24 protein-coding genes are annotated in these 25,495 nt (G+C 73.7%); 15 read left to right on the top strand and 9 right to left on the bottom strand.

Translation table 11 applies throughout. The features are described 5' to 3' along the window. Positions 1 to 19: 19 nt before the first annotated feature. From HOY81_RS02820 to HOY81_RS02780, 9 genes are all read left to right on the top strand, one after another. Positions 20 to 1,441 (top strand): CpaF family protein, encoded by a 1,422-nt coding sequence (locus tag HOY81_RS02820; protein ID WP_237317685.1) that lies wholly within the window; start codon positions 20 to 22, stop codon positions 1,439 to 1,441. A 93-nt stretch (positions 1,442 to 1,534) separates the two neighbouring features. Next, positions 1,535 to 2,479 (top strand): type II secretion system F family protein, encoded by a 945-nt coding sequence (locus HOY81_RS02815; RefSeq protein WP_237317683.1) that lies wholly within the window; start codon positions 1,535 to 1,537, stop codon positions 2,477 to 2,479. A 1-nt stretch (position 2,480) separates the two neighbouring features. Continuing rightward, entirely contained in the window at positions 2,481 to 3,386 is a 906-nt protein-coding gene (locus HOY81_RS02810) for a DUF5936 domain-containing protein (RefSeq protein ID WP_237317681.1), read from the top strand. A 266-nt stretch (positions 3,387 to 3,652) separates the two neighbouring features. Next, positions 3,653 to 3,841: a hypothetical protein gene (locus HOY81_RS02805; RefSeq protein WP_237317679.1), complete on the top strand. Its 189-nt coding sequence runs from the start codon at positions 3,653 to 3,655 to the stop codon at positions 3,839 to 3,841. Between the two features lie 11 nt (positions 3,842 to 3,852). After that, positions 3,853 to 4,422, top strand: a complete 570-nt coding sequence (locus HOY81_RS02800; RefSeq protein WP_237317677.1) for a hypothetical protein — start codon at positions 3,853 to 3,855, stop codon at positions 4,420 to 4,422. A 31-nt stretch (positions 4,423 to 4,453) separates the two neighbouring features. Then, the gene (locus HOY81_RS02795) at positions 4,454 to 5,044 is read left to right on the top strand and encodes a hypothetical protein (protein ID WP_237317675.1); all 591 of its coding nucleotides are present in this window, start codon (positions 4,454 to 4,456) and stop codon (positions 5,042 to 5,044) included. A gap of 8 nt (positions 5,045 to 5,052) precedes the next feature. Then, positions 5,053 to 5,793, top strand: a complete 741-nt coding sequence (locus HOY81_RS02790) for an OmpA family protein (protein ID WP_237317673.1) — start codon at positions 5,053 to 5,055, stop codon at positions 5,791 to 5,793. 210 nt (positions 5,794 to 6,003) lie between these two features. After that, on the top strand, positions 6,004 to 7,146 hold the full coding sequence (locus HOY81_RS02785) for a DUF4190 domain-containing protein (RefSeq protein ID WP_237317671.1): 1,143 nt from the start codon (positions 6,004 to 6,006) through the stop codon (positions 7,144 to 7,146). Positions 7,147 to 7,395: 249 nt separating this feature from the next. After that, positions 7,396 to 8,130, top strand: coding sequence for an A24 family peptidase (locus HOY81_RS02780; RefSeq protein WP_237317669.1), 735 nt, complete (start codon positions 7,396 to 7,398; stop codon positions 8,128 to 8,130). A gap of 236 nt (positions 8,131 to 8,366) precedes the next feature. Here the strand turns inward: HOY81_RS02780 and mgrA are convergent, their stop codons facing one another. Next, positions 8,367 to 9,410, bottom strand: coding sequence for an L-glyceraldehyde 3-phosphate reductase (mgrA, locus tag HOY81_RS02775; protein WP_237317667.1), 1,044 nt, complete (start codon positions 9,408 to 9,410; stop codon positions 8,367 to 8,369). A gap of 125 nt (positions 9,411 to 9,535) precedes the next feature. Between mgrA and HOY81_RS02770 the strand changes: the two genes are divergently transcribed. The 4 genes from HOY81_RS02770 to HOY81_RS02755 all read left to right on the top strand — a co-directional run bounded on the left by HOY81_RS02770 (position 9,536) and on the right by HOY81_RS02755 (position 14,868). Continuing rightward, positions 9,536 to 10,297, top strand: a complete 762-nt coding sequence (locus tag HOY81_RS02770; RefSeq protein WP_237317665.1) for an isoprenyl transferase — start codon at positions 9,536 to 9,538, stop codon at positions 10,295 to 10,297. Between the two features lie 330 nt (positions 10,298 to 10,627). Further along, a complete protein-coding gene (locus tag HOY81_RS02765) occupies positions 10,628 to 11,950 on the top strand; it encodes a PhoH family protein (RefSeq protein ID WP_237317663.1) in 1,323 nt (440 codons plus the stop codon). Positions 11,951 to 12,491: 541 nt separating this feature from the next. After that, complete coding sequence (locus HOY81_RS02760) at positions 12,492 to 13,190, top strand: transglycosylase SLT domain-containing protein (RefSeq protein WP_237317661.1); 699 nt, start codon at positions 12,492 to 12,494, stop codon at positions 13,188 to 13,190. A 238-nt stretch (positions 13,191 to 13,428) separates the two neighbouring features. After that, entirely contained in the window at positions 13,429 to 14,868 is a 1,440-nt protein-coding gene (locus tag HOY81_RS02755) for an AI-2E family transporter (protein WP_237317659.1), read from the top strand. A 51-nt stretch (positions 14,869 to 14,919) separates the two neighbouring features. Here HOY81_RS02755 and HOY81_RS02750 read toward each other — a convergent pair whose 3' ends face one another. The 8 genes from HOY81_RS02750 to HOY81_RS02715 form a co-directional block, all read right to left on the bottom strand. Then, on the bottom strand, positions 14,920 to 16,611 hold the full coding sequence (locus HOY81_RS02750) for an alpha/beta-hydrolase family protein (RefSeq protein WP_237317809.1): 1,692 nt from the start codon (positions 16,609 to 16,611) through the stop codon (positions 14,920 to 14,922). Positions 16,612 to 17,138: 527 nt separating this feature from the next. Next, positions 17,139 to 17,321, bottom strand: coding sequence for a hypothetical protein (locus HOY81_RS02745; RefSeq protein WP_237317807.1), 183 nt, complete (start codon positions 17,319 to 17,321; stop codon positions 17,139 to 17,141). A 170-nt stretch (positions 17,322 to 17,491) separates the two neighbouring features. Then, entirely contained in the window at positions 17,492 to 18,436 is a 945-nt protein-coding gene (locus HOY81_RS02740) for an SPFH domain-containing protein (RefSeq protein ID WP_237317657.1), read from the bottom strand. 177 nt (positions 18,437 to 18,613) lie between these two features. Beyond that, complete coding sequence (locus HOY81_RS02735; RefSeq protein ID WP_237317655.1) at positions 18,614 to 21,070, bottom strand: FtsX-like permease family protein; 2,457 nt, start codon at positions 21,068 to 21,070, stop codon at positions 18,614 to 18,616. After that, a complete protein-coding gene (locus HOY81_RS02730) occupies positions 21,067 to 21,795 on the bottom strand; it encodes an ABC transporter ATP-binding protein (RefSeq protein ID WP_237317654.1) in 729 nt (242 codons plus the stop codon). Before HOY81_RS02730 ends, HOY81_RS02735 begins: the two co-directional genes overlap by 4 nt. Continuing rightward, complete coding sequence (locus tag HOY81_RS02725) at positions 21,792 to 22,316, bottom strand: PadR family transcriptional regulator (protein WP_237317652.1); 525 nt, start codon at positions 22,314 to 22,316, stop codon at positions 21,792 to 21,794. Before HOY81_RS02725 ends, HOY81_RS02730 begins: the two co-directional genes overlap by 4 nt. Before the next feature lie 116 nt (positions 22,317 to 22,432). Further along, complete coding sequence (locus HOY81_RS02720) at positions 22,433 to 23,512, bottom strand: hydrogen peroxide-inducible genes activator (protein ID WP_237317650.1); 1,080 nt, start codon at positions 23,510 to 23,512, stop codon at positions 22,433 to 22,435. Positions 23,513 to 23,680: 168 nt separating this feature from the next. Continuing rightward, positions 23,681 to 23,920: a chaplin gene (locus tag HOY81_RS02715; RefSeq protein ID WP_237317648.1), complete on the bottom strand. Its 240-nt coding sequence runs from the start codon at positions 23,918 to 23,920 to the stop codon at positions 23,681 to 23,683. A 244-nt stretch (positions 23,921 to 24,164) separates the two neighbouring features. Between HOY81_RS02715 and HOY81_RS02710 the strand changes: the two genes are divergently transcribed. Continuing rightward, a complete protein-coding gene (locus HOY81_RS02710; RefSeq protein WP_237317646.1) occupies positions 24,165 to 24,719 on the top strand; it encodes a peroxiredoxin in 555 nt (184 codons plus the stop codon). 5 nt (positions 24,720 to 24,724) lie between these two features. Next, positions 24,725 to 25,258: an alkyl hydroperoxide reductase gene (locus tag HOY81_RS02705; protein WP_237317644.1), complete on the top strand. Its 534-nt coding sequence runs from the start codon at positions 24,725 to 24,727 to the stop codon at positions 25,256 to 25,258. Positions 25,259 to 25,495 lie beyond the last annotated feature (237 nt).

Here is a 25,495-nt window from a genome sequence, read left to right as displayed (position 1 = left end):
CACGGAAGGAGGCCGCACCGTGAGCCTGCGTTCCCGCCTCAACACCCCCGGTGACCCCCGGCACCCCCCCGGGCCCGGCGCCCCCGCCCCGGGCGCCGGGGCGTCCCCGGCCCGTACCGGCCAGGCACCGGGCGCCCCCGGCGGTGAGACCGACCGCACCGGGCACCTCGTCGCGGTCTACCGCGCCAAGCTGCTGGAGGAGATCGACCTCGCGGAGATGTCCGCGCTCGCCCCCGCCGAGCGACGGGCCCGCCTGGAACGCGTCCTCGGCCATCTGCTCAGCCGCGAGGGACCCGTCCTCGCCACCCAGGACCGGGCCCTGCTGATCCGCCGGGTCGTCGACGAGGCGCTGGGCCTCGGCGTCCTCGAACCACTCCTGGAGGACCCCTCCATCACCGAGATCATGGTCAACGGCCCCGACCAGATCTTCGTCGAACGCGCCGGCCGCGTCGAACAGGTGCCGGTGCGCTTCGCCTCCGAGGAGCAGCTCATGCAGACCATCGAGCGCATCGTCTCCACCGTGAACCGCCGCGTCGACGAGTCCAACCCCATGGTCGACGCCCGGCTGCCCTCCGGGGAGCGGGTCAACGTCATCATCCCGCCGCTCTCCCTCACCGGCGCCACCCTCACCATCCGGCGCTTCCCCCGCGCGTACAAGCTCGACGAGCTGATCGGCCTCGGCACCCTCGACGACGCCATGGTGTTGCTGCTCGCCGCGCTGATCCGGGCCCGCTTCAACGTGATCGTCTCCGGCGGCACCGGCTCCGGGAAGACCACCCTCCTCAACGCCCTCTCCGGGCTGATCCCCGAGCACGAGCGCATCATCACCGTCGAGGACGCCGCCGAGCTCCAGCTCCAGCAGCACCACGTCATCCGGCTGGAGACCCGGCCGCCCAACGTCGAGGGCAAGGGCCGCATCACCGTACGCGACCTGGTGCGCAACTCGCTGCGCATGCGCCCCGACCGCATCATCGTCGGCGAGGTCCGCGGCGGCGAGACCCTGGACATGCTCCAGGCCATGTCCACCGGCCACGACGGGTCCCTCGCCACCGTCCACGCCAACAGCGCCGAGGACGCCCTGATGCGGCTCCAGACCCTCGCCTCCATGTCCGAGGTGGAGGTGCCCTTCGCCGCGCTCCAGGACCAGATCAACTCCGCGGTCGACGTCCTGGTGCAGCTCGCCCGCTTCCCGGACGGCTCCCGCAAGATCGTGGAAATCTCGCTGCTGGCCTCGCACGGCCGGGAGACCTTCCAGATCGCCACGGTCTGCCGTTACGAGGCCGACCCCCTCGGCCCGGACGGCCGGGTCACCGGCCGCTTCGCCCACCTGCCGCTGCCGCGCCGCACCGCCGACCGGCTCTCCCTCGCCGGGGAGCCCATCCCGCCGGCGTTCGGCGTCGCCGCCGACGACGCCCACCTGACCACCCGCGAGGCCGGCTGAACCCCGCCCCGAGGACCCGATCCCGAGGACCCGCACCCAAGGACCCGCACCCAAGGACCCGCCCCAAGGACCCGCCCCAAGGACCCGAACCCCATGGACTCACTGGCCCTGCTCGCCCTCGGCGCCACGCTCCTCACCGGCGTGCTCGCCGTCGCGGGCGTGCACACGTACGCCTCGGGCCGCGCCCAGCGCCGGGCGCTCATCGACCGGCTCGCCAGCCCCGGCCCCGCCCCCGGGCTGCCCGCCGGACGCCGCCGCCACTTCACCGCCGTGGACCGCCGGCTGCGCCGTACGGGCCCGGGCCACCGCCTCCAGCTCCGGCTGGCCGCCACCGGGCTCGACCTGACCCCCGGCGAGTTCCTGGTCTACGTGCTGGCCGCGGTCGCCGCGCTGTGGCTGCTCGCCTCCTCGCTGCTCGCCCCGTTCTTCGGCCCGATCGCCGGGCTGCTGGGCGTCCTCGCCGCCAACGCCTTCCTCGACTGGCAGCGCCAGAAGCGCATCGAGGCCTTCATCGGGCAGCTCCCCGAGCTCTCCCGGATACTCGCCAACGCCACCTCCGCCGGGCTCGCCCTGCGGACCGCGCTCAGCATGGCCGCCGAGGAACTCGACGCCCCCGCCGGCGACGAACTCACCACCGTCACCAACCAGCTCGCCGTCGGCCGCTCCCTCGACGACGCCCTCGGCGAACTCGCCGAACGCCTCCCCTCCCGGGAACTCGTCGTGCTCGTCACCACGCTGGTCCTCTCCAACCGCGCCGGCGGCACCATCGTCAGCTCCCTGCGCAACCTCACCACCACGCTGGAGGAACGCAAGGAGACCCGGCGGGAGGTCCGCACGATGCTCGCCGAGGTCAACGCCACCGCGTACACCATCCCCCTCCTCGGACTCGGCGCCATGCTGATGATGAACTCCATGTCGCCCGGCGCCCTGGACGAGGTCACCGGCTCCCCGCTGGGGCAGGTGGCGATGATCGTCGCCGTCGGCCTCTTCGCGGTGGGCTTCACCGTCATCCGGCGCCTCGGGAAGATCGACGTCTGACATGACCGACCTGCCGCCCCTCGCCTGGGCCCTCGCGCTGCTCGCCGGGCTCGCCGCCCTCGGCCTCGCCACCGGCATCCGCCTCTACCGCAGCGAGACCACGCTCCCGCCCGACCTCAGCCTCGCCCTGGAGGTCGGCGCCTCCCGCGCCCGCCCCCGCCAGCAGGCCGTGGACCGGCTCGGCATCCGCCTCGCGCCCACCGTGCTCCGGCTGATGGGCCCCAAACTCCGCGACGCCAAGCGCCGCCGCATCGACCAGGCCGGCAACCCCGACGGCCTCACCCTCGACCGCTACGCCGCCCGGCGCGCCGTCTACGGGCTGTTCGGCGCGTTGATGGCGCTGATCGGGCTCGCCGCCGGGGCCCCGTTCTTCTCGCTGCTCGCCCTGGGCTTCGGCTGGTTCGCCGCCGACCTCGCCCTCCGGCAGGCCATCCGCGACCGCCGGCGCGAGATCGAACGCACCCTGCCCGACTTCCTCGACGTGCTGGCCGTCGTCGTCTCCGCCGGGCTCGGCTTCCGCCAGGCCCTGGAACGCGTCGCCGAACGCTACCGCGGGCCCTGGGCCGACGAACTCCGCATCACACTCCGCCAGATGGACATGGGCGTCAGCCGCCGGGAGGCCTTCGCGCAACTCCGCCGGCGCAACTCCTCCGAGCAGGTCGACCAGTTCGTCACCGCCCTCCAGCAGGGCGAGGAACTCGGCGCCCCCATCGCCGAGACCCTGGTGCAGATCGCCACCGACATGCGTCGTACGGACGCGCAGAACGCCCGCCGCAAGGCCGCCAAGACCGTCCCCAAGGCGACCATCGCCACCATCGCCTTCCTGCTGCCGGGCACCCTGATCCTCATCGTCGCGACCTTCGTGCTGGGCTCCGGCACCGACTTCGGGTCGGTGCTGGACGGATGACGAACCGGGCACCGCTCCGTACGCCGCATCCGTATATCGAAACCGTCGCGGGGGAAAGGGAAGTCTGGTGCAGAGGCCACCGGTCGTGACACAGTCAGCGATGACGCATGAACGGTGGGCGACGAGCAGCCGGTTCCGGGGGGGACCGCGACGAGGGTCGGAGGTGAGCGGGTTGGCCGTACGCACGCGGCTCACCGCCTTCTTCGCCGCCCGCACGCAGCAGAGGGTGACCGGCGCACGGCCGGCCGACACCGGAGGAGACCGCCATGAAGGCCATCCGCGACTGGTTCCACGGGCGCGCCGCGCGCGCGGGGGATCGTGGCGTGACGTCGATCGAGTACGCGGGGATCGTCATCCTGGTGGCGGGGATCGTGATCGCCGTGCGCGCGCTGGGGCTGGACGCGACGATCTCCAGTTCCATCGCGACCTGGGTCAACGCGGTGCTCGGAACCTGACCGGAGCAGGTGTGGACCGGGGGCAGACGGTCCTGCTGTACGCAGCGGTGATGTCCGGGCTGCTCTTCCTGGCCCTCGCCTTCTTCGCGGTGGCCCAGGCAGCCACCGTGCGCAACGGCGGCCAGTCCGCGGCCGACGCAGCCGCGCTCGCCGCCGCCCGGGAGGACCGGGACCGCTTCTTCGACGGATTTCTGGACTCGCTGGGCGAAGGCGACGGCTGGCAGCGGTGGCTGGACCTCTCGGAGCTCGTCAGCGCCGACGGCTGCGGCGCTGCGGGGGACTTCGCGGGACGCAACGACGCCTCGGTGCTCCGCTGCGAGCCCGTGTTCCGCCATGGGCGTCCCGGATACACCGTCACGGTCGAAACGAACTACGACACCGGGAACACTGTGATTCCCGGTGCGGACGACAGAACCGCGACCGCCGAGGCGACAGCCGTCGTGCGGCCGTCCTGCGAGTTCGATGCCGAGGAGAAGGAAATCGAACTCGACTGTAAAAACGGGGACTTCGACATCGATCCGGACGATGAGGAGATCGACGTGGAACCGTCGGACCTCTTCTCCGTGGTGCTGACCGAGTGACCGAACGACGAGTGAAGGACGAACCTCACCCATGAGCATGCGGCGTACCAAGGCTCGTACGGCGGTCACCGCCGTGGCGACGGCCGCCGGCCTGGTCCTGACCCTGGGCGCGTGCGGCATCGGCGACGACGACCCGTCGGAACCGGAGAAGTCGGCTTCCGCCGAAGGCGCCGAGGACGGCGGCTCGGGCGGGGGAGAGCAGAGCACGTCCGAGGGGGACGACCAGGTACTCGCACAGGTGAAGAGCGGCGACATCGCCCTCACCATTCGCTCGGCCAGGCGCGAGGAGGGGGGATTCGTCACGGTGACGGGCACGGTGACCAACAACGGAAGCGGTGTCTGGACGGGCATCGAGTGGAAGTCGGACGAAACCGAGCTCTCCCTGAAGAACCCTGCGTCCATGGCGGCCGCCCGTCTCGTCGACAAGGCCGGGAAGAAGCGCTACTACATTCTGCGCGACACCGAGGGCCGGTGCCTCTGCACCGCTTTCAAGGGCGGGCTGAACTCCGGGGAGTCGGAGTCCTGGTACACCCAGTTCCCCGCTCCCCCGAAGGGCAACGACGAAGTCGACTTCCAGATCGCCGACATGCCGCCCGCCACCATCACCCTCTCCGAGGGGTGAGCGCCGCCATGAAGCTGCCCCGTGCGCGCACGTTCCGGAGGGCCGCCTGCACCTCGGCCTCCGCGCTGCTGCTCGTCGGCATGGGCGTGGGCACCGCGCACGCCGACCCCTCCCGCCCGCCGGTCACACCGCCGCCCGGGCCCTCCCTCCCCGGAGCGGACAACCCCACCACCATCCCCACCGGCGCCCCCTCCCTCCCCGGGGAGGGAGGCCCGAAGCCGGGGTACAGCGAGCCGCCGGACAACATCGGGGACGCGCGGCCGCCGGTCGAGGTGGACCCGCAGGCCTCCGGGCTGAAGCTGGCGGACGGCGCGCAGCTCGCCCCGGCCAAGGTGCTGGACATCAAGTTCGTCACCGAGGACATGGCGGGCGAGCAGCGCCGGGAGGACAGCAACCGGAAGACCACGTTCACGCTGCAGGCGGAGGTGCTGTTCCCGAAGGACAGCGCCGAGCTGAACGACGAGGCGTTCTCCCGGATCCGGGACATCGCCTCCGAGGTGGAGGCCCAGGGCGCCACCGAGGTGAACGTGTTCGGTTTCACCGACGACCTGGGGTCCTACGCGCACGGTGAGGTGCTCTCCAAGAAGCGGGCGAACGCGGTGCAGCGCGAGCTCGCCAAGGAGCTGGGCTCCGGGGTGACCTTCCGTGTGCGCGGCTACAGCGAGGACTACCCGATCGCGGACAACAGCACCGAGGAGGGCCGGAAGAAGAACCGCCGTGTCGAGGTGTCGTTCGCCCGCGAGGGCTGACGCCCCGGAGCGGCACCGGCTCGCCGGGGTTGCGGGCCTGCGCCTTCCCTCCCGGCGGCTCCGCCCCGGCTGCTGCGGGCCGGTTCAGCGGTCCCGGCCCGCCCCGGGACGGGAGGTCCCCGCGCCGGTGGCCCCGGCGTCCGGCGGGGTGCGGCAACCGGGTAGGTTCGGCTGATTGTTCGAGTGCCGTCCAGCCCAGGAGCCCGCTGCGTGAGTGCGCCCCCGCCGCCCGGATACGGATACCCGCCCCCGCCCGGACCGCCGCACGGGCCCGATCACGGCTATCCGCCCCCTCCCGGGCCCGGCTACTACGGCGCCCCGCCGCCCTTCGCGCCTCCGCCGCCGACCAACGGCATGGCCATCGCCTCCCTCGTGACGGCGTTCGCCTGCGGGGCCATCCCGGTCGGGCTGATCCTGGGCATCGTCGCGCTCTCGCAGATCCGGCAGCGGGGTGAGAAGGGCCGGGGGCTCGCCATCGGCGGCATCGTGGTGACCGCGGTGCAGATCGTGCTGATCCTCGCGGTCGTGCTCTTCGCCGTGGTCGGTTCCGGCCCCGACGGCGGCCCGTCGTACGGGGTGAGACCCCATGCGGCGTCCCCCTCCGCGTTGCGTCCCGGCGACTGCTTCAACCTCCCCGGCGGGCCGGACGAACCGGTACGGGAGGTCACCGTCGTGCCCTGCGACCAGCCGCACGACGGTGAGACGTTCAGCCATACCCGGGCCTCCGGGGGAAGCGACGACGCGTTCCCGGGGCACGCCCGGCTGGACGGTGTGGCCTTCCGGCTCTGCGCGCCGAGGCAGTTCGACTACACCATGGACGCCTGGGCGCTGCCCGCCGACGTCGAGCTGTTCTTCTACACCCCCTCGGAGGCGGGCTGGTCGCAGGGCGTCCGCCAGATCACCTGCGCCTTCACCCATCGCGGGGGCGAGCGGCTGACCGGCACGCTCCAGACCGACCTCGCCGACCTGGACCGGCATCAGAGCGGGTACCTGCTCGCCGCCAACCCCGTCGACGAGGTCCTGGTGGCACCTCCGGCGGCGGAGTACCCGGACGACGACCTGCCCGGCTACCAGCGCTGGGCGCGGCAGGTCGCGGACGCGCTGGGCGACGAGGCCCGGCGGCTGCGCGAGCACTCGTGGTCCGCCGGGGCGCAAGGGCCGGTGGACGCGCTGGTGCGCGGTGTCGACCAGGCGCAGAAGCACTGGAAGAAGGCGGCGGAGGCCGCGGGCCCGGGTGCGTTCGAGGAGCACTGGCGGGCGGCCGACGAGGCGCTCGGTACGGAGCTGCACGTGCGGGTCCGCCAGGTCCTGGGCCTCGCCACCACCCCGCCGGGCGGCTACGAGGACGTCTGACCGGTCTCGCCGTGTGCGGCGGCCGGTCCTTCGCGCCCTGCGGGGCGCGGTGCGCACGGCGTACTCGTGGCGGCGTTCCCGCGGCGGCGGTCCCGGGGCCGGGCGGCAGGGCACGTGCTCGCCGTGCACGCGCGCGGAGCTCGACCGTCCGCCGCCCCGTCAGCCGCGGGTGTCCGCGTCGCCGGGGGTCCACGACCGCCGTACGCCCGTACGGGTCCGCGCGCCGCGGGGCACGCGTAGGCTCGCGGCGTGCTGCTGCTCTGGATGCTTCTCGCCGCCGGGTTCGGGCTGGCTGCCGGCGTGTTGCTGCCGCGTGCGGTCTACCGGTTCTCCGTCGGACCGGAGGAGCCGTGGCGGGACCGCTGTCCGGCCGGGCATCCGCTGCCGGGCCCGGCGGGCGGCTGGCTGGGCCGGGCGTACTGCGCGGGCTGCCCGGGCCCGTACGGGCCGCGAGCACGCTGGTTCGCGGTGGCCGGTGCGGTGGTCTGCGGGACGCTGGCGGCGGTGGTGGGGCCGCGTCCGGAGCTGGCGGTGTGGCTGGTGGCCGTGCCGGCGGGCCTGGTGCTGGCGGCGGTGGACCGGGCCGTCAACCGGCTGCCCGACGTGCTCACCCTGCCGCTCGCCGGCGGTGTGACCGCGTTGCTGGGGGTGGCGGCGTTGTTGCCTGGAGCGGAGGGGAGCTGGCCGCGCGCGGTGCTCGGGGGGGTGGTGCTGGCCGGGGTCTTCGGTGTGTTGTTTCTCATTCAACCGAATGGCATGGGCTTCGGCGACGTCAAGCTCGCGCTCGCTCTCGGGGTCGCCCTCGGGTGGTACGGCTGGGGGGTTCTGCTGGTCGGCGCGTTCCTCGGATTCGCCCTCTGCGCGGTCTACGGAACCGTCCTTGTCCTGCGAGGACGCGCCGACGGGGGCACGGCGCTGGCCTTCGGTCCCTTCCTGGTGCTGGGGGCGCTGGCCGGGGTGCTGCTGGGCGGGATGTGGGTCTGACGGGCGCCGCGGGACGCCCCGGGGCTCGGGCCGCCGCTCGACACGGCGCGGGAAAGAGTGCCATTGCTGCACGAAGCACCCCCCTGGAGGGGCTATGGTGGAATCCCCCCCTCGGGCCGGTCCGTATCCCCCCACGGACCGGCCCGCTTTTTTGCGTGCGCCCGCTCCTCGCGGGTCCGGGCTCCCCGCCGTCTCTCACCGCGGTGCGCGAGCTCTGCCTGGCCGCCCCCTTGCGGTCAGCTCTCGCTGCTGCGCGCCCAGATGTTCACGCCGGGCTCCGAGGTGGCGAAGCGGTCGATCTCCGCCAGCTCGTCCTCGGTCAGTGCGGGGCCGGTGAGCGCGGCGACGTTGGCCTCGAGCTGGGCCACGCTGCTCGCCCCGATGAGCGCCGAGGTCATCCGGGGGTCCCGCAGCACCCAGGTCAGCGCGAGCTGGGCGAGCGACTGGCCGCGGCCGCGGGCGATCTCGTCGAGGCCGCGCAGCCGGCGACGCATCTCGTCGGTGAGCCACTCGGGCCGGAAGGAGCCGGCCCGGGCGGCCCGCGAGCCCTCCGGGATGCCGGCCAGGTACTTGTCGGTGAGCATGCCCTGCTGGAGCGGGGCGAAGGCGATGCAGCCCATGCCCTCGTCCTCCAGGGTGTCCAGCAGCGCGTCCTCCTCCGTCCAGCGGTTGATCATGGAGTAGGAGGGCTGGTGGATCAGCGGCCGTACGCCCATCCCGCGGAGCAGGTGGGCCGCCTCCCGGGTCCGCTCGGAGTTGTAGGAGGAGATGCCGGCGTAGAGCGCCTTGCCCTGGTGCACGGCGGAGGCCAGGGCGCCCATGGTCTCCTCGAGCGGGGTGTCCGGGTCGTGGCGGTGGGAGTAGAAGATGTCGACGTGGTCGAGTCCCATCCGCCGCAGCGACGCGTCCAGGGAGGACAGCAGGTACTTGCGGGAGCCCCACTCGCCGTACGGGCCCGGGTGCATCAGGTACCCGGCCTTGGTGGAGATGATCAGTTCGTCCCGGTACGGGCGGAAGTCCTGGGCGAGGAGCCTGCCGAAGTTCGCCTCGGCCGAGCCGGGCGGCGGCCCGTAGTTGTTGGCCAGGTCGAAGTGGGTGACGCCGAGGTCGAAGGCGCGGCGGAGGATCGCCCGCTGGGTGTCGAGCGCACGGTCGTCGCCGAAGTTCTGCCACAGCCCGAGGGAGACGGCGGGCAGCCGGAGACCGCTGTGGCCCGAGCGGCGGTACTCCATCGCGTCGTACCGCGCGGCGTCGGCGCGGTAGGGGAAGAGCTCGTTCATGGGACTTTCCTATCAAGCGGTCCGCCGACCGGTGTGTCTGTATGACCGCCCGGCTTCGCCCGTTCGGGCGAACGGCAGTAAGGTTCTGAAATCCCCGGACTCGGCACGGAGGGCTGGCCATTCCCATGAAGCTTCGCGACCTGGTGTACCGGCTCTACGCGCGCCGGGTGGAGGACCGCCTCGACCACGCGCGGGTGCCCGGCCACGTCGGCGTGATCCTGGACGGGAACCGGCGCTGGGCCAAGGCCTCCGGCGGCACCACCGAGCAGGGCCACCAGGCGGGCGCGCACAAGATCAAGGAGATGCTCACCTGGTGCGCCGAGACGGACGTCGAGGTGGTCACGCTCTGGATGCTCTCCACGGACAACCTCAACCGCGCCGAGAACGAGCTGCTGCCGCTGCTCGGCATCATCGAGGACACCGTCCGCGACCTCGCCGAGGACGGGCGCTGGCGGGTGCACCACGTGGGCCAGCTCGACCTGCTGCCCGCCCGCACCCAGCGGGTGCTGAAGGAGGCCGAGCAGCAGGCCGGCGAGGTGGACGGGATACTCGTGAACGTCGCCGTCGGTTACGGAGGGCGACAGGAGATCACCGATGCGGTCCGTTCCCTGCTGGCCGACCGGGCGACGACCGGCGCCACCCTGGAGGAGCTGGCCGAGACGCTCACCGTCGAGGACATCGCCGAACACCTGTACACCCGGGGGCAGCCGGACCCCGACCTGGTGATCCGCACCAGCGGCGAACAGCGGCTCTCGGGCTTCATGCTCTGGCAGAGCGCCCACTCCGAGTACTACTTCTGCGAGGTCTTCTGGCCCGCCTTCCGCAAGGTGGACTTCCTGCGTGCGCTGCGTGACTACGCGGCCCGCCATCGCCGCTACGGCAACTGAGCGACGGCCGCCCCGTCGCCGTACCCCCGTCGTCGCCCCCGGCGTCCCCGCGTCGCCACGGGCCCCCGGGGGAGCGCGCGCCACCGGCAGCCATCCGGCGGCATATGCCGTTGCATGGCACCGGCTCCGGGAGGGAATATCACTCATGGCCGCGTGCCCGCCTCGGGCCGCGCGGTCCCGGGAGGCCCGTTTGCGCACCACGGACGACCGCATCAGGGATGCGGAACACGTCGCGAAGGGCCGGAGCCCGGCCCGTGCGCGGGGCCCGGCCCGGTCTCTTCCCCCGCGACGCCGTCGCTCCCGACCTCATCCGAGGGGGTACGTCCACCCGTGGTGACCAGCAAGAAGCGCAGCGATCACGACCGGCGCACCTATGTGATCGACACCAGTGTCCTGCTCGCCGACCCGGCGGCCATGCTCCGTTTCGACGAGCACGAGGTGGTGCTCCCCGTGGTCGTGGTCACCGAGCTGGAGGCGAAGCGCCACCACCCGGAGCTCGGATACTTCGCCCGGCAGGCCCTCCGCCTGCTCGACGAGTACCGCGTACGGTACGGCCGGCTCGACGCGCCCGTCCCCGTCGGGGACCTGGGCGGCACTCTCCGCGTCGAGCTCAACCACACCGACGCCACCGTGCTTCCGGCCGGCTTCCGGCTGGAGGACAACGACACCCGGATCCTCGCGGTCGCCCGCAACCTCCAGGCGGAGGGGTACGACGTCACCGTCGTCTCCAAGGACCTGCCGCTGCGTATCAAGGCGTCCTCCGTCGGCCTGCTCGCCGAGGAGTACCGCGCGGAGCTGGCGGTGACCGACTCCGGCTGGACCGGCATGGCCGAGCTGACGCTCCCGGGGGAGGAGATCGACGAACTGTTCGCCGCCGACACCGTGCACGTGCCGGAGGCCGCCGAGCTCCCGGTGCACACCGGCCTGGTGCTCCAGTCGGAGAAGGGCAAGGCGCTGGGACGGGTCACCCCCGAGGGGCGCATCAAGCTGGTCCGCGGCGACCGCGAGGCGTTCGGCATCAAGGGCCGCAGCGCCGAGCAGCGGATCGCGCTCGACATGCTGCTGGACCCGGAGATCGGCATCATCTCGATGGGCGGCCGCGCCGGCACCGGCAAGAGCGCCCTGGCGCTCTGCGCCGGGCTGGAGGCGGTGCTCGAACGCCGCCAGCACAGCAAGGTGATGGTCTTCCGTCCGCTGTACGCGGTGGGCGGGCAGGACCTCGGCTATCTGCCGGGCACCCACGACGAGAAGATGAACCCCTGGGCGCAGGCGGTCTTCGACACCCTGTCCGCCGTGACCAGCCGGGAGGTCATCGAGGAGGTCGTCAGCCGGGGCATGCTGGAGGTGCTGCCGCTGACGCACATCCGCGGGCGCTCGCTGCACGACGCCTTCGTCATCGTGGACGAGGCGCAGTCGCTGGAGCGGAACGTCCTGCTGACGGTGCTCTCCCGGATCGGCCAGGACTCCCGGGTGGTCCTCACCCACGACGTGGCGCAGCGGGACAACCTGCGGGTGGGGCGGTACGACGGCGTGGTCGCGGTGGTGGAGCGGCTGAAGGGACACCCGCTCTTCTCACACGTCACGCTGACCCGCTCGGAGCGTTCGCCGATCGCGGCCCTGGTGACCGAGATGCTGGAGGAGGGCCGGATCTGAGCGCCCGGCCGCCGGTCACGGGCACGCCGCCCCCGGAGTGACACGCGGGCCGGGCGCCGCCGCGCCACCGCCGGCGGTTCCGCAGGCGCCGGGGGCCGACGGGCGCCGACAGACGCGGACATATGCCGACGGACAGGTGCAGATACGGACGGCGGACGGCCGGGTTCCGGACGGGTGAGCCGAGCAGCTTACTCACCGGGGCCCGGCCGCGCCCGTCTTTCCGCGGAACGTGAGCCTCAAACCCCGTGTGACCTTTCCCACTCGGCGCAGAATTGCCTCAACCCTCGGGCGTCCGGCAGGGTGTGGTTCCTGTCAGGCCCCGCATACGGCACACCCGCACCTCCAGGGGTGCAGCACCACACAAGTCCACAGTCGTCCGCCGTATGCCGCCCGAGGAACCACGCGGGCTCCCGTACCTCGGGAGACCCCACCGGGCCCGTGTCTCCGTGACCGTGTACGCCGTCGTACACAGGAGGCCAGTGCCAGGGGCACGATTGCGCCCGCGCGGTCACACGAGCGGGCGATGTGGGAAGGAAGACGTGTGAGCCGGATCTCGGTCCGGGGATTCGCCGTGGCCTCTGCGACCGCGGTCACCACCGTCGGCGCAGTCGTCGGCGTGGCCTCGGGAAGCGAGCAGGACCCCTCGAACGACGTCGAGGCCACTGCCGCTGACGCGACGCTCCTCGCTGACATACCCGCGGGCGGACACGCCCAGGTGCAGACGACCTCCCTCACCCAGCAGGCGGACGCGCAGTCCAGCGCCGCCGCCGCTGCCACCAAGCAGGCCGCGCAGGAGGCCGCCCGGAAGCAGGCCGCCGAGGACGCTGCGGCCAAGAAGGAGGCCGCCGAGAAGGCCGCGGCCGAGCGTGCCGCCAAGGAGCGCGAGGCGGAACTCGCCGCCAGCCGTTCCGCAGAGCGCAGCACCGACTTCGCCCAGCAGTCCTCGTACACCGTCGCCGAGGTCCAGTCGATGGCCCGGCAGATCGTCGGGGCGGGCCAGTTCCAGTGCTTCTCCAACATCGTGGACCACGAGTCCGGCTGGAACTACCAGGCCACCAACCCCTCCTCCGGCGCCTACGGCCTGGTCCAGGCCCTGCCCGGGACCAAGATGGCCTCGGCCGGCGCCGACTGGCGCACCAACCCGGCCACCCAGATCAAGTGGGGCCTCAACTACATGAACGACCGCTACGGCAGCCCGTGCGGCGCCTGGGAGTTCTGGCAGGCCAACAACTGGTACTGACTCCCGGCCGAGCCGTCGGCCCCGCCGCGTGACGGAGCGCGGGCGGTGCCGCCGAGCGGTCCGCGACTTCCCGCACGTCGCCCCCGCCCGAACCCGGGCCGGGGGCGGCGTGCTTCGGGGCGTGTGCGGTGCGGAAGGCAACCTTCCGCGCCGGTAACGTCGTCCCCCACACGGCAGCGGATACGAAATACGGCAGGCTCCCGGAGCACCACGCGGAGCCCACGGGGGCGGAGGACGGATGGCACCCAGGATCGACCGGGCCCTCGAGGGCGTGCAGCGGTGGGCGGCACGCCTGGCCGAGCGCCGGGCGGCGGCCCGCGCGGCGGACGGCGACCGGGAGCCCGCGCGCGACGCGGAGCATCCCGCGGCGTCCCCGGGCCCCGGTGCCTCCGGTGACGCGGCGGAAGAACCCGGCGCGCGGGCCGGTGAGGGCGGCGGAGCGGAGCCCGTCCGGGTGCCCCTGCCCCCCACGTACGCCCCCGCCATAGCGGCCAGGCCGGAGCCGCCCGCCGTGATCCCGTGGGGCATGCGGGTGGCGGCCGAGGCGGGCTGGCGGCTCCTGGTGCTGGCCGGCGTGGTCTGGGTGCTGATGAAGATCGTCAGCACCATCAGCCTGCTCATCATCGCCTTCTCCGCCGGGCTGCTGATCACCGCGCTGCTCCAGCCGACCGTGGCCCGGCTGCGCCGGCTCGGCCTCGGGCGCGGTCCCTCGACGCTGATCACCTTCGTCGGCGGGTTCGTCGTCATGGGCCTGGTCGGCTGGTTCGTGGTCTGGCAGGTCATGGAGAACCTGCCCACCCTCACCGACCGGGTGCAGGACGGCATCGAGGAGCTCAAGCGCTGGGCGATCGACGGGCCCTTCCACGTCTCCGAGGCGCAGATCAACAACATCGCCCAGAACGTCAGCGACTGGCTGGGCGACAACAGCCAGGAGGTCACCTCCGCCGGGCTGGAGGGCGTCACCGTCGTCTTCGAGTTCCTCTCCGGCGCGCTGCTGGCGGCGTTCGTCACGCTCTTCCTGCTCTACGACGGGCCGCGGATCTGGGCGTGGACCCTCAAGTTCGTGCCCGCCGCGGCCCGCGGCGGGGTCGCGGGCGCCGGACCGCGCGCCTGGGTCACCCTCACCGGCTATGTGCGCGGCACGGTGATCGTGGCCTTCATCGACGCGGTCTTCATCGGCATCGGCATCTACTTCCTGGACGTCCCGATGGCGGTGCCGCTCGCCGTCTTCATCTTCCTCTTCGCCTTCGTGCCCATCGTCGGCGCCGTGGTGTCCGGGGCGCTCGCGGTGCTGGTGGCGCTGGTGACCAACGGCGTCGTCACCGCGCTGCTGGTGCTCGCCGTCGTACTGGCCGTGCAGCAGCTCGAGGGACATGTGCTGCAACCCTTCATCCTGGGCCGCATGGTGCGGGTACACCCGCTCGCCGTGGTCCTCGCGGTCACGGGCGGCAGCCTCATCGCCGGAATCCCCGGCGCGGTGGTGGCGGTGCCGCTGGTCGCGGTCTCCAACACCGCGATCGGCTATCTCCGCCGGTACGCACACGAACACGCGCTGGCCTCGGCCGCGGCGGCCTCCGCCGGCGCCGAACCCCCGGGGGAACGCGCCACCCGCGCGGAGGCCCGGCGGGAGGCACCCCCCACGGGCCACGGCGACGCGGACCCGCCCCGGCTTTCCTGACCCCGCCCGGCCACCGGCACCCGCCCCGCCCGTGCGGGCGCTCCCGCTGCCCTAGTACGGAGCGTCGCGGGCGTCCATGTAGCCCTTCAGACGGTGGGTGTCCGCCGGCGTCCAGTCGTCCGGCGGCACCACCGCCACCCAGGCCTCCACCGAACCGGTGCCGTAGCGGTGGCCGTGCGGTGCGTCGACGCCGTAGGAGACGGCCATGTCCACCGTCGTCTGCCAGAAGGTGACGAACGGGAACCAGGTCATCTCGCCCGTCACGTCCGGCCCGAGGGGGTCCTCCAGCCACTCCGGCCGTTCCACCGCGAGCCGGGGCGACCACCAGGCGATGGCGTCCGAGGCGTTCTGCAGATAGACGACGCGTGGCTTCGCCCAGGGGCCGGGCGGCCGGGAGAGGTCGGTCACCGGGTACTGCGCGAAGCGGAAGTGGCGGCCCCCGTCGTACACCGGCCGCCACACCGGGGAGCCCGGGTCGCGGTGCTCGGTGAGCTCCCGCCGGATGGGCGAGAACTGCGGGGTGCCGGCGAAGACGGCCCCGTCCACCGAGGCCAGCAGGTCCTCCGCGTCGTCGAAGGCCGCCTCGACGCCGTACGCGCCCAGACTCTCCCCGAACACCACGAGTTCGGGACGCTCGGCGGCGGGCTCCTCCAGCCAGCGGGCGCGTACGGCGTCCACGAGTGCCCGGTGGGCCCGCCCGGCCTGCTCCTTGTCCACCAGGAAGGACAGCCAGCTCGGCAGGTACGAGTACTGGACCGCCACGATCGCCGTGTCGCCGCCGTGCAGGTACTCCAGCGGCTCGGCGTCGGTGGAGTTCACCCAGCCCATGCCGGTGGTGCCGGCGATCGCCAGCACCTCGCGGTCGAAGCCGCCGGTGCGCTCCAGCTCCGCGACCGCCAGCGCGGCGCGGGCGTCGAAGCCGTCGGCCGCGCGCTGGCCCACGTAGACCCGTACCGGGTCGCGGGCCGGGCGGCCGGTCACCCGGGCGATCTGCCGCCGCCCGGGCACGGAGCCGGTGAAGTTCCGCCCCTCGTACCCCAGGTCCTCCCAGCGCACCAGCGAGTGCGGGCTCCCGGAGACGTGCGGTGAGCCGGACTGCACGATGCCGTCCTTGGTGCTGCGGTCCGTGGCGGCCGCGATCCGCGAGGCGACCTCCACGATCCCGCGGTCGAAGACCACGTCCCGGGTCCCGACCGCCACCGCGGCCACGCTGATCAGCAGCCCGGCGACCACGGCCACCGGCCGCGGGACGAAGCGGCAGAGCAGCCGTATCAGGGCGCGGGTGCCGAGCCGCACGGCACGCGCGGCGAGCAGCAGGGCGGCGCAGAGGACGCCCGTGATCAGCGTGATCATCAGCGAGTGCCAGGTCAGGGTCTCCGGCAGGCCCTGGATGCGGCGGAGGGTGCGCTGCATCCGGGCGCTCTCCGAGAGGCAGAGCACGCTGAGCGGCGCGGCGGTGAGGTAGTAGGCCTGCCAGAGGCGGGCACGGTGCCGCCGGGCCGCGCGGCACCTCGGCAGCCGGCCCGGTCCGGCCCGTACGGCCCAGCCGAGCAGCGCACCGAGGGCGTAGCCGATGGCCGCCGTGATACCGCCGATGACGCCCTGGAGATACCAGGGCCGGGGGACCAGGGAGGGTGTGAGGGAGAGCCAGAAGAAGACCGTGGCGACGCAGAGCGCGGTCAGGTCCGGCCAGCGGCGCACCAGTCGCCCCGGCCGCGGCGTCCGGTAGGGGTGCCGGGCGATGCGGCGTGCGGTGGCGAGGGCGCGCCGCAACCGGGCCGGCCGGCCCGGCGGGCCGCTCCCGGGTCCGCCCGGGCCCGCGGGGACGTGTCCGGGGTCCGTGGCTTCCCGGGCGCCCGGAGTCTCCGGCGCGTCCGGGTCCTGTGTGGAGGCCGGGGACTTCGGCCTGTCATGGGCGTCCGGGGCCGTCCGGGTGCCCGGTGGGTCCTCGGTGTCCGGCCCGGGCGGCGGGTGGGGCCGACGACCGGGGCGCGGCAGGGCGGGACCGGGTGGGAGAAGGGGCCGATCGCGCGCACCGGTGTGCTGCTGCGTCACCCGCGTCTCCCTCGTCCGCCGTTCGCCGCCGGGGCGGCCCCCCTCGCTGACGCCACGGGGCACTCCGGGGTTGCTCCGCGCACGGGCACCCGCCCCCGCCGCCGGCCCCTCGCGACGTGCCGCGGTGTCGCGAGGTGCCACGACGGGCCACGACCTGCCCGACATGTGCCGTTCCGCGGCCGGCCGCCCGGACCACGGGTGCGCCGGCGTGGTCCTCAGGACTCGTCGCGGCGAGGGCGGCCGCGGCGCGGGTGCGGCCGGGCCTCGCGGGGGAGACGGCCCGCCTCGGCCAGGGCCTTGCGCAGCAGGTAGTCGATCTGGGCGTTGGCCGAGCGGAGTTCGTCCGCGGCCCAGCGCGCCAGGGCGTCGTGGACGGCCGGGTCGAGCCGCAGCAGCACCTGCTTCCGTTGCGGGGCGCGGCGCCTGGGCTGTTCGTCCCCGGAGCCGTCGGCCCCGGCGCCCCCGCCCGCGGGCGCCCGGCCCCCGCCGCCGGCCGTCTCCCCGCCGGCCGTCTCCCCGGGGGCCGTCTCGGCCCCGGCGCCCGGGCGCCGTCCGGGTCCGGGCTCCGTCACTGGTAGAGCGTCCCGGTGTTCAGCACGGGCTGCGGCGAGCGGTCGCCGCAGAGCACCACCAGCAGATTGCTCACCATCGCCGCCTTGCGCTCCTCGTCCAGCTCCACGAAGTCCTGTGCCGCGATCCGGCCGACCGCGTCCTCCACCATGCCGCATGCGCCGTCCACGATGGTCCTGCGGGCCGCCACGACCGCGCCGGCCTGCTGCCGCTGGAGCATGGCCGAGGCGATCTCCGGGGCGTAGGCGAGGTGGGTGAAGCGGGACTCGACGATGGTGACGCCCGCGGCCTGCACCCGGGCGGTCAGTTCGGCGGCCAGCTTCTCGGTGATCTCCTCGGCGTTGCCGCGGAGCGAGAGGCCGTTCTCCTCGTGGGCGTCGTAGGGGTACTCGATGGCGATGTGCCGCACGGCGGCCTCGGTCTGGGTGGAGACGAACTCCACGTAGTCGTCGACCTCGAAGGTGGCCTGGGCGGTGTCGGCGACCTGCCAGACGACCACGGCGGCGAGTTCGATCGGGTTGCCGTAGGCGTCGTTGACCTTGAGCACCGCGGTCTCGTGGTTGCGCACCCGGGTGGAGATCCGGGTGCGGGTGGTCAGCGGGTTCACCCAGCGCAGGCCGTCGGTGCGGATGGTGCCGGTGTAGCGCCCGAAGAGCTGGACGACGCGGGCCTCGCCGGGCGCCACCATGTTGAGCCCCGCCATGGCGAAGACGGACCCGATCAGCAGCAGCGTTCCGGCGACGATCAGCACGGCTCCGCCGGCGGTGGTGCCGTCGCCGGCGAGGAGCCCGCCCAGTCCTATGCCGCCGGCGCCCAGCAGCACGCCGACCAGGCCGAGCAGCAGCGCCAGGCCGCCGGGGATGCTGTGCGCCGCCGTCTCCCGCACCTGGGGGGCGGGCATCTCCGGCAGGTCGTGCGGGTCGGTGCGGAAGGTGTCGGCCATGGGGATCCCCCGTCTCTGCGGCGCTGCCGCGTCACTGCGCCGGGCTCGGTGTCGCGCCCGGCTTCTGCTCTGCCTGTCGAGCGGAATCTGTCTAGCAAAGTGATAACACTTTAACGTGCGTCCCCGGCCCCGGCCAGCCCCCTGTACCGGCCGGTGCCGGAGTCGCACGTCCCGCGGCTACTCGGTGCGGAGCCCGTCCGGCCGCATCAGCCGCCACAGCGCCGGCAGGCTGACCAGCGTCACCAGCAGGATCAGCGCGCCGCCCAGGCCGGTCATGGTCCCCAGCGCCGTCCAGGAGACCCCGAAGGGCAGCTCGGCCATGCGCAGCAGCAGTGCGCCCAGGCCCACGCCGGTGACGGCGGCCAGCAGCAGGCCGAGCAGCACCGGCAGCGCCGTCTGCCAGAGCACCGACCAGCCGAGCGTGGACCGCCGGGTGCCGAAGGCGACCAGCATCGACAGCAGCCGCTTCCGCTCCCGGAGCTGCTCCAGGGTGGAGACGATCATGCTGGCCCCGATGAGCAGGAGCACCAGCACCGCACCGAGCTGCAGCCCGCGCTCGATAGCGGCGAACGCCCGGCTCTGCTCCTCGTCCTGGAGGGTCAGGGTGGAGACCGCCGGGCCCATGGCCGCCACGGTGTTCCGTACGTACTCCGCGGCGTCCTCGGTGCCCGGGTCCAGCCGGACGTAGACCACGTCGTGGGCGCTGGTCATCCGGGAGACGTCCAGTGCCTCCGGCGTGACCAGCACGCCCTCGGTCACCCCGCCCGTGGGGTCGGTGCGGTCCGGCACCGTACGGGCGTCCCGCGGCACCCGCCACAGCTCCGGCTCCCGCTCGGCCCCGCCCTGCGACCGGAGGTGGTCGGGGAGGGCGAGATCGAGGCGGGTCCCCGGCCGCACCTCCGGGACCGGGCGCGCCTCCGGCCGGGTGGCGCCGTGGTCCCGTGAGGGGACGAGGAAGGCGTCGCCGTCCCGGCAGGAGCCGATCCGGGCGAGCTCGCGGAGCGTGGCGCAGTCCGCCACCGTGATGGCGGTGTACGCGACCTCCTCCGGGTCCTTCCCGGCGGGGAAGGCGTACCCCGTCGTCCGGCCCAGCGCGCCCCGCACGCCGCGGGTCTCCGCGAGCCGGCGGGTGAGTCCGTCCAGCGCCTCGCCGCCGCCGGTGGACCCCTGCACCAGCATCTGAGCGCGGTCGGTGTCGTGGCCGGTGTCCCGGGTCTCCTGCTCGGCGACCGCGCCGAAGAGCATCTGGAGGGCGATCGCCCCCGCCACCGCCACGGTCACGCCGCTCACCGTCCGGGCGGCCGTGCCGCTGTCGAGCTGGAGGCGCCGCACCGCGAGCTGGAGCGGCAGCGTGCGGGCGCGCATCCGGCGGACGGTGGACTCGACCAGCCAGGGCAGCAGGGCGGTGACGCCGATCAGGACCAGCACGATGCCGCCGGCGATCGGGTAGGTGTCCGCCCGGGAGTGCAGCGTGTCGAGGTCGTCGAGGTGCGCCAGGAGCAGCGTCAGGCCGGCCGCCGCGGGCAGCAGCCGCCACCACACCCGCCGCCGCCGGGGCACCGAACGGCGGACGACGCCCAGCGGCTCGATCGCCACCCCGCGCAGCGCCAGCAGGGTGACTGTCACGGCGCAGGCGGGCACGGCCACCGCGATCAGCACGGTGAGCAGCGGCTGGGGCGTCACGTCCGCCGGGAAGGCGCTGAAGCCGAGCACCCGCACGCTGCCCGCGAGCTGCCGCAACGGCAGGAAGAGTGCCGCGCCGAGCACCAGGCCGAGCAGCGCGCCGGCGGCGGCCTCGCCCGCGGCGACCCGGCGCGTCATGCGGGAGTCGGCGCCCACCAGCCGCAGGGCCGCGAGCCGCCGGTCGCGTCGCTCTCCGCCGAACCGTACGGCGGCGGCGACGAACGCGCCCACCGGCAGCAGCAGCACCACGCAGATCACCACGAGGAGGAGCAGCAGCACCGGGTGCAGGGGTTCGCCCTCCGGGACCCGGTCGAACGTGTCGATGCGGTACGCCCCCGCGTCCGGGTCCAGCCCCTCTGCGCCGGCGTAGTAGGCCAGCTCCTGCGGGCCGACCAGCCCCTGGTCCCCGATGGTGCCGGTGATGCGGTACGGCAGCCGCTCCCGCAGCAGTTCGCCCTCGGGCGAGCGCAGCAGCTCCCGGAGCGCGGGGGAGACCGCCATCTCCCCGGGACCGGGGAGCTTCTGCAGGCCCGGGGGCACCGGCGGGTCAGTGCCGTCGGGCTCCAGCAGACGGCCACGCACGTTCTCGTCGCGGTACTGGGTGTTCTGGGAGACGTAGAGCGCCGTGCGGTCGGAGGGCGCCGGCTGGTCCACCACGCCGTAGTTCTCCCGGGCGTCCGAGCGGGCCTCGCGGGCGCCGATCATGTGCGGCACCGAGGCCGCGACCAGCAGCACCACCACGCCCAGCCCCACGCCGGCCGCGGTCAGCAGGGTGCGCACCCAGCCCTCCCGGCCGCAGCCGCAGGCGAAGCGGGCCCCCATGGCCAGGTCGGCGGCCCAGCGGCGCAGGCCGCCCGGGGACCGTGCCGGGTGTCCGCCGCCCGGGGGCCCGCCGCCCGGCGGCGGGGCCGCGGGTCCGGCCGCGGGCGGGGCGCCGGCCGGGGCGCTCACCGGGCACCCGCCATGTCCCGGGCCCGGCCGTCCCGTACGACGACCTCGCGGTCGGAGTAGGCGGCGACCCGCGACTCGTGGGTGACCAGCACCACCGCCGCGCGGGTGTCCCGGGCGGCGTCGGTGAGCAGCTCCATCACCCGCTCGCCGTTGAGCGAGTCGAGGGCGCCGGTGGGCTCGTCGGCGAAGACCACGCTCGGCGAGCCGACCAGCGCCCGGGCTATGGCCACCCGCTGGCCCTGGCCGCCCGAGATCTGTCCGGGGCGGTGGTGGCGCACGTCCTCCACCTCCAGGCGCTCCAGCCACTGTGCGGCGCGCGCCTCGGCCTCCCTGCGGCCCATGCCGGTGAGCCGCAGCGGCAGTGCGACGTTCTCGGTGCAGGTCAGCTCCGGCACGAGCTGCCCGAACTGGAAGACGAAGCCGAAGTCGGAGCGGCGCAGGGCGCTGCGCCGGGCGTCGGAGAGGGTGGACACCGCCCGGCCGCGGTAGTGCACCGTGCCCTCGTCCGGCGGCACGATGCCGGCCAGGCAGTGCAGCAGGGTCGACTTGCCGGACCCGGACGGGCCCATGACGGCGACCACCTCGCCAGCGTGCAGCGTGAAGTCGGCCCCGGCCAGGGCCGGTGTGGAGCCGTACGTCTTGTGGAGCCCGCGCGCGCTGAGCAGGGCGCCGGACCCGTCGGGGTCCGCGCCGGCGGTCTCCGGGGTGTGGGTGGCGGCGCTCATGTCCGCACCTCCTTCGCCAGCCGGTCCAGCCGGGCGGCCGCGGTCTCCAGCCAGCGGAGGTCGGCCTCCAGGTGGAACAGGGCGTGGTCGCAGATGAGCTGGTCGGCCAGGTCGCCGTCCCGCTTGCGCCGGGTCAGCTCCCGCATCAGCCGCAGGTGTTCGGCGCGCTGGGTGTCCAGCAGTTCGGCCGCGTCCCGGCCGGTGAGCAGCGCGAGCACCACCTTGGTGTAGAGCACGCTCTGCAGGTAGGGCTCGGGCTTCTCCGGGGAGGCGAGCCACTGCTCGACGTCGGTGATCCCGGCGTCGGTGATGGCATAGCGCTTCCGTTCGGGGCCCTCGCCGGCCTCGATGCCGTCGACCTCGACGAGGCCGTTCTTCAGCAGGCGGGACATGGTCGAGTAGACCTGGCCGTAGTGGAGGCGGCGGTCGTGCCCGAAGCGTTCGTCGAAGGCGCGCTTGAGGTCGTAGCCGTGGCGCGGCCCGGATTCCAGGAGTCCGAGCAGGGTGTGGGAGATGGACATGCGCGGCACTCTACACCAGGCGTATACACCGGGTGTATACGGCGCTGTGGAGGCCCTGTGGCCGGGCGGTCCACCCGGGTGTGGGCCGTCCCGTCCCGCCCCTGAGTGCAGTACGGCTAGCCGGCCGCGGCGCCGGGGTCACCGGGCCCGGGCGCCGGTCCCTCCGCGGGGGCGTCCGCGGGACCGTCCCCGGACGCGTTCCCGGGCTCGTCGGCGGAGCCGTCCCCCGCTTCCGCCACCGGGTGTACCGTCCGCACCGGCAGCTCCGCCAGCTCCTTCCGCAGCGCGTCCGCGAACGCGCTGAACTCCCGGCCCCGCGCCGCCCCGGTCCGCATCGCCAGCGCGATCCGGCGCGACGGCGCCGGCTCCGCGAAGAACGCGGTCGCCAGCCGCTCGTTGCGGACGGTCTCCACCTCCAGCGCCGTACGCGGCAGCAGCGTGACGCCCAGCCCGCCGGCCACGAGCTGCACCAGTGTCGACAGTCCGGCGGCCCCGGTGGTGAGCGGCCCGCCGCCGGTGCTCCCGGTCTCCCGGCACACGTCGAGGGTCTGGTCGCGCAGGCAGTGGCCCTCGTCCAGCAGCAGCAGGCCGAGGTCCCGGAGGGCGTCCCGGGGCACCGCGGACTCCCCGGCCAGCCGGTGCTCGCGCGGAGTGACCAGGACGAAGTCCTCGTCGAAGAGCGGTACCTCGGTGACACCGGGCCGGTCCAGCGGCGTCGCCAGCAGCAGCACGTCCAGCCGTCCGGCCGCCAGCCCGTCCAGCAGGGAGGCCGTCTGCTCCTCGTGCACCCGCAGGTCGAGGTCCGGGTAGCGCCGGCGGACCAGCCGCAGCACCGCGGGCAGCAGATACGGGGCGCAGGTCGGGATCACACCGAGCCGGAGCACCCCGGTGAAGGGGGCGCGGGCCGCCTCCGCCTCGTCCAGCAGGTCGTCGACCGACTCCAGCACCTGCCGGGCGCGGTGGGCCAGCCGCTCCCCGGCGGGGGAGAGCAGGACCCTGCGCGTCGTCCGCTCCAGGAGCTGTACGCCGAGCGACTCCTCCAGCGCGGCGACCGCGCCGGAGAGGGCGGGCTGACTCATGCCGATGGCCGCTGCCGCGTCGCGGAAATGCAGATGCCGGGCCACGGCCTCGAAGGCACGGAGCTGGGCGAGGGTGGGCCGGCGGGCGGCCCGGACCCTGGAGGGCCGGTGGTGCATGGGGGGAGGAGGTTCCGGTTCGGGGGCTCGGGGCGACCGGGGGCGGCTGCCGCACGCCCGCTCCGGTCACCGGCCCCCGATCCTACCGGCCGGCCCGAGGCCGGCCGCCCGGCCCGGCCCGGCGCTCCATGCGCCGGGCCGGACCGGGAGAGCCGGGGGTGACCAGGCTCACTTGATGACGCAGACGTTCGCCACGGCCGGGTTGAGCAGGCCGACGATGTTGACGGTGTTGCCGCAGACGTTGACCGGCACCCTCACCGGGACCTGGACGACGTTTCCGGACAGCACGCCCGGCGACTTCGCGGCGACGCCGACCGGGTCCGGGCCGGCCGCCGCGGCGGCGGAGCCCCCGGCGAGCACGGCCGTGGCGGCCAGGCCGGCGGCGGCGAGCGAGGTGCTGATGCGCATGGTGACTCCTCTGTGTGACGGGTTTCCGACACCCACGAGCAGAACCGAAGCCGCTACGCTCCGCATCACGGGGGCCGCCGATCGTGACGCCGTACGCCGCGCGGGGGACCCGTTGATAGGGAGAGGTGATCAACGCGCCCGGGTCGTCCTTATTTCTGCGATCAATGCGCCGTGTGGCACGGTGGTGACGTCCAACCCGAGGAGAGCCCCCACGAGGGGCTCTTCCGCTGTGCAAGGAGAGCGCGTGCTCACTGTCGGTGACAAGTTCCCCGAGTTCGACCTGACGGCCTGCGTGTCCCTGGAGAAGGGGCAGGAGTTCGAGCAGATCCACCACAAGACGTACGAGGGCAAGTGGAAGGTCGTCTTCTTCTGGCCGAAGGACTTCACCTTCGTCTGCCCGACCGAGATCGCCGCCTTCGGCAAGCTGAACGAGGAGTTCGCCGACCGCGACGCGCAGATCCTCGGCGTCTCCGGTGACAGCGAGTTCGTGCACCACGCCTGGCGCCGGGACCACGAGGACCTGCGTGACCTGCCCTTCCCGATGCTGGCGGACCCCAAGCACGAGCTGATGCGGGACTGCGGCGTCGAGGGCGACGACGGCTACGCGCAGCGGGCGGTCTTCATCGTCGACCAGAACAACGAGATCCAGTTCACCATGGTGACCGCCGGCTCCGTGGGCCGTAACCCCAAGGAGGTCCTGCGGGTGCTGGACGCCCTGCAGACCGACGAGCTGTGCCCGTGCAACTGGAACAAGGGCGAGGAGACCCTCGACCCGGTCGAGCTCCTGGCCGGTGAGTGAGCACCATGGCCCTCGCTGACCTCAAGTCGGCCCTGCCCGACTACGCCAAGGACCTCAAGCTCAACCTCGGCTCCGTGATCGGCAACTCCGAGCTCCCGCAGCAGCAGCTCTGGGGCACGGTGCTGTCCTGCGCGATCGCCTCCCGCTCGGCGATCGTGCTGCGCGCGCTGGAGCCGGAGGCCCGGGAGAACCTCAAGCCGGAGGCCTACACGGCGGCCAAGTCCGCCGCCGCGGTCATGGCGATGAACAACGTCTTCTACCGCACCCGCCACCTGCTCTCCGACCCGGAGTACGGCACCCTGCGCGCGGGCCTGCGGATGAACGTCATCGGCAACCCCGGTGTCGAGAAGGCGGACTTCGAGCTCTGGTCGCTGGCCGTCTCCGCGCTCAACGGCTGCGGCATGTGCCTCGACTCGCACGAGCAGGTGCTGCGCAAGGCGGGCGTCGACCGGGAGACCGTCCAGGAGGCGTTCAAGATCGCCTCGGTGATCCAGGCCGTGGCCACCACGCTGGACGCGGAGGCGGCGCTGGAGGGCTGACCGCACCGGCCGCCGGTGCCACGGTGCCGGCGGTGCCACGGTGCCGGTGCGGACCCGTCGTACCCGCGGCCCGCACCGGCCCGCACGCCACGCGACGGGGCGCGCTCCCGGGAGACCCGGGAAGCGCGCCCCTCGTACGTGTCGGTGCGTCCGGCTCCGAACCCCTGACGTCCCCGTCTCCGGTATCCGTACGTCCGGCTTCGGGCGCCTGACGTCCGTGCTCTGACGTCCGTGCGC

Origin of the sequence: Streptomyces sp. JJ36 (assembly GCF_021696945.1) — a bacterium.
Lineage (GTDB): Bacteria > Actinomycetota > Actinomycetes > Streptomycetales > Streptomycetaceae > Streptomyces.
Note: the sequence above shows the minus strand (reverse complement) of the source record. Positions and strands in the feature narration are given on the sequence as shown.

Coding starts and splice junctions, on each gene's coding strand:
- HOY81_RS02815 (WP_237317683.1), top strand. CDS start 1,535: ATGGACTCACTGGCCCTGCTCGCCCTCGGCGCCACGCTCCTCACCGGC.
- HOY81_RS02810 (WP_237317681.1), top strand. CDS start 2,481: ATGACCGACCTGCCGCCCCTCGCCTGGGCCCTCGCGCTGCTCGCCGGG.
- HOY81_RS02805 (WP_237317679.1), top strand. CDS start 3,653: ATGAAGGCCATCCGCGACTGGTTCCACGGGCGCGCCGCGCGCGCGGGG.
- HOY81_RS02795 (WP_237317675.1), top strand. CDS start 4,454: ATGAGCATGCGGCGTACCAAGGCTCGTACGGCGGTCACCGCCGTGGCG.
- HOY81_RS02790 (WP_237317673.1), top strand. CDS start 5,053: ATGAAGCTGCCCCGTGCGCGCACGTTCCGGAGGGCCGCCTGCACCTCG.
- mgrA (WP_237317667.1), bottom strand. CDS start 9,410: ATGAACGAGCTCTTCCCCTACCGCGCCGACGCCGCGCGGTACGACGCG.
- HOY81_RS02770 (WP_237317665.1), top strand. CDS start 9,536: ATGAAGCTTCGCGACCTGGTGTACCGGCTCTACGCGCGCCGGGTGGAG.
- HOY81_RS02755 (WP_237317659.1), top strand. CDS start 13,429: ATGGCACCCAGGATCGACCGGGCCCTCGAGGGCGTGCAGCGGTGGGCG.
- HOY81_RS02740 (WP_237317657.1), bottom strand. CDS start 18,436: ATGGCCGACACCTTCCGCACCGACCCGCACGACCTGCCGGAGATGCCC.
- HOY81_RS02730 (WP_237317654.1), bottom strand. CDS start 21,795: ATGAGCGCCGCCACCCACACCCCGGAGACCGCCGGCGCGGACCCCGAC.
- HOY81_RS02725 (WP_237317652.1), bottom strand. CDS start 22,316: ATGTCCATCTCCCACACCCTGCTCGGACTCCTGGAATCCGGGCCGCGC.
- HOY81_RS02720 (WP_237317650.1), bottom strand. CDS start 23,512: ATGCACCACCGGCCCTCCAGGGTCCGGGCCGCCCGCCGGCCCACCCTC.
- HOY81_RS02715 (WP_237317648.1), bottom strand. CDS start 23,920: ATGCGCATCAGCACCTCGCTCGCCGCCGCCGGCCTGGCCGCCACGGCC.
- HOY81_RS02705 (WP_237317644.1), top strand. CDS start 24,725: ATGGCCCTCGCTGACCTCAAGTCGGCCCTGCCCGACTACGCCAAGGAC.